We start from the raw sequence: 3,235 nt of genomic DNA, 5'->3' as shown, positions 1-3,235 counted from the left end.
CAGTAATTTTCAAATGGTAGCTCTCCCATAGTAATAGCATATTTACGCCAAAGTTGAGCTTGTGTAATATCTTGTGCTTCGCCTTTATAATAATAGCTTAAATAAGTCATAGTTTGGTAATAACCTTGTATAGAATCTTTTATTAGGTATTGTTCTTTTAATGGTGTAATTTCACCCACTGTTTCACCTAATATAATTGACCAAGTTGGTCGTTGCCAACTATACATTGATCCAATCCCATTCCTAAAATACAGTCGGTAAATATTATTAAAAAATTTAAACTTTTCAATAATATAATCTTCATCACTAGAGTCCGTTATTTGAAATTTTTCTCGGCGTGGTTTTTTATAATCTTCAATTTTAGCTTTAAGTGAGTATTTTTTATAATTTTCGTTAGTTTCAATACGCCAGATAACATCTTCTAGATTATTATCAGGCATAACACGAAAAGCCTGCACCAAAGTGTCAAAACCTTTAGGTACATCTTGCTCAGTGCCAAGGCCTTGCATATACATAAAGGCCAGTGTTTTAAGCGCTGGTGCGCAGTTTTGTTTAGCGGCTTTTTGGTATAACTCAAAGGCTTTTTTTTCGTCTTTTTCAACACCGATACCAAATAGATAAAAATAAGCTAAATTGGTTTGGGCAAGGGCATGGCCCTTATTGGCTGCTTTTTGATACCATTCGATGGCTTTAGCCAAATCAGGCTCAACGCCTTGACCAAATTCACTCATTGGGTAAATAGCACGGGAATAAGGGTCAGAAGGTAGTTGAAACTCATAAGGAGCAAATTTGGCTTCGATATAGGGTAAATCAGGGTCAGTATTTTTGCCGTTTTCATCAAAAAAGTAGTTGCGAGGAGGTTTACCGCCTGAGCCGTTTTCGTAGATATAGCCAATACTATTTTGGGCATCCAAATTACCTTGAGCTGCGGCTTTTTCAAACCAGCTTAATGCAACAGGAAAATTATTAAACTCATCACGGTATATGGCCCCCAAATTATATTGGGCTTTAGCCAATCCTTGAGCAGCGGCTTTTTCGAACAGTAATCTGGCTTTAGTATGATAGCCTTTATGTAATAGGGCATCTTGATAATAAATTTCCCCAAGGCTATTTTGGGCATTAGCATCGCCTTTATCGGCCAGTTTGGTACAAATAGCGATATTGGCTTCGTCTTTATTTAATGGCAAACACTTTGTATTGGTTTTAGCCGCACTGGGTAATGATAACCCAACTAACACAATCAATAAAAGGGGGAGTTTGGTGTGTGCTAACATAGGCATTCCCGTTAATCGTTCAATAAAACATCAGGTTAACATAAAATATCTCTAGATAAAACAGATTATTAATGCCGAATGGTCTGGCGCTGAAGATTAAATTTAAGTTGATTCTCGCTCAAATTAAATCGTTTAAAGAACTTAATCTGTTTGTCGAAAAACTTCAAGAAGAGAGCGGTGTTAATCTTTCTCAAATTAACAAAAAAGCAATTGAAAGTATGAAAAACGATTACGAGTCTATCTTATTAACGGCTCAAAATAATGTTCATAAATGGCTTAAATAAAGAATAAGGGCACTTAGGTGCCCTTATTCTTCAAGCGGGGGATAGCCTGGCCAATTACTTGGATGTTTTCCTTCCGTCATGATGATAGCATATTTACGCCAAAGTTGGGCTTTTGCAATATCTTGCACTTCGCCTTTATAATAGTAACTTAATAAAGTTATGGTTGTGTAATATCCTTGGATTGCTTTTTTTATATAATAACGCTCCTTTAGTGAAGAAATTTCACCAATAGTTTCACCTAGTACACATGACCAAGTAGGTCGTTGCCAACTATACATTGATCCAATACCATCTCTAAGGTAAAGTTGGTAAATATTATTAAAGAATTTAAACCGTTCAGTAATATAGTCTTCATCACTGGAATCATTTGGTTCAAATTTTTGTCGGTATGGTTCTTTATAATCTTCAATTTTAGCTTTAAGTGAGTATTTTTTATAATTTTCGTTATTTTCAATACGCCAGATAACATCCTCTAAACTGTAATCAGGCATAACACGAAAAGCCTGCACAAAAGCGGCAAAACCTTTAGGTACATCTTGCTCAGTGCCAAGGCCTTGCATATACATAAAGGCCAGTGTTTTAAGCGCCGGTGCGCAGTTTTGTTTAGCGGCCTTTTGGTATAACTCAAAGGCTTTTTTTTCGTCTTTTTCAACACCGATACCAAATAGATAAAAATAAGCTAAATTGGTTTGGGCAAGGGCATGGCCCTTATTGGCTGCTTTTTGATACCATTCGATGGCTTTAGCCAAATCAGGCTCAACACCTTGACCAAATTCACTCATTGGGTAAATTGCACGGGAATAAGGGTCAGAAGGTAGTTGAAATTCATAAGGAGCAAATTTGGCTTCGATATAGGGTAAATCAGGGTCAGTATTTTTGCCGTTTTCATCAAAAAAGTAGTTGCGAGGCGGTTTACCGCCTGAGCCGTTTTCGTAGATATAGCCAATACTATTTTGGGCATCCAAATTACCTTGAGCGGCCGCTTTTTCAAACCAGCTTAATGCAACAGGAAAATTATTAAACTCATCACGGTATATGGCCCCCAAATTATATTGGGCTTTAGCCAATCCTTGAGCAGCGGCTTTTTCGAACAGTAATCTGGCTTTAGTATGATAGCCTTTATGCAATAGGGCATCTTGATAATAAATTTCCCCAAGGCTATTTTGGGCATTAGCATCGCCTTTATCGGCCAGTCTGGTACAAATAGCGATATTGGCTTCGTCTTTATTTAATGGCAAACACTTTGTATTGGTTTTAGCCGCGCTAGGTAATGATAACCCAACTAACACAATCAATAAAAAAGGAAACTTGGTTTGTGCTAACATAGGCATTCCCGTTAATCGTTCAATAAAACATCAGGTTAACATAAAATATCTCTAGATAAAACAGATTATTAATATGAATGGTTTGTTGCTGAAGATGAAATTTAAACAAACGTATTTTGTAAAAAACTTTCAGGGATGTGCTACGTTTACGTAAAAAAAAGAAAAAATTATACTTAAATTAAAAGAGGTAAAATTATTGTTATTACTTTTTGACCACGACTTTACTATAAAAACAATGCCGCTAAAATAACTAAAATTATTAATATAAAACAAAAACATTGATTAAAAAGGTTAAATTTTACGTTAGAATAGTTTATACTCTGTTTGAATTATCGTTTAGGCTGAAAATAGT

The 3,235-nt window shown here is 35.6% G+C and carries 3 protein-coding genes; 1 reads left to right on the top strand and 2 read right to left on the bottom strand.

Annotated features, from left to right (window positions below; all coding sequences use genetic code 11):
- The coding region (locus ACGH6Q_RS12065) for a tetratricopeptide repeat protein (protein WP_411592956.1) at window positions 1-1,280 on the bottom strand (1,280 nt) is incomplete at its 3' end.
- Window positions 1,281-1,345: 65 nt separating this feature from the next.
- Between ACGH6Q_RS12065 and ACGH6Q_RS12060 the strand changes: the two genes are divergently transcribed.
- Window positions 1,346-1,558, top strand: a complete 213-nt coding sequence (locus tag ACGH6Q_RS12060; protein ID WP_411592955.1) for a hypothetical protein — start codon at window positions 1,346-1,348, stop codon at window positions 1,556-1,558.
- 23 nt (window positions 1,559-1,581) lie between these two features.
- Here ACGH6Q_RS12060 and ACGH6Q_RS12055 read toward each other — a convergent pair whose 3' ends face one another.
- A complete protein-coding gene (locus ACGH6Q_RS12055; protein WP_411592954.1) occupies window positions 1,582-2,889 on the bottom strand; it encodes a tetratricopeptide repeat protein in 1,308 nt (435 codons plus the stop codon).
- Window positions 2,890-3,235 lie beyond the last annotated feature (346 nt).

The organism is Gilliamella sp. BG2, assembly GCF_046635645.1.
Lineage (GTDB): Bacteria > Pseudomonadota > Gammaproteobacteria > Enterobacterales > Orbaceae > Gilliamella > Gilliamella bombi.
Note: the sequence above shows the minus strand (reverse complement) of the source record. Positions and strands in the feature narration are given on the sequence as shown.

What these genes read in the sequence shown, in the direction of transcription:
- ACGH6Q_RS12060 (WP_411592955.1), top strand. Translation starts at nt 1,346, where the DNA reads ATGCCGAATGGTCTGGCGCTGAAGATTAAATTTAAGTTGATTCTCGCT.
- ACGH6Q_RS12055 (WP_411592954.1), bottom strand. Translation starts at nt 2,889, where the DNA reads ATGCCTATGTTAGCACAAACCAAGTTTCCTTTTTTATTGATTGTGTTA.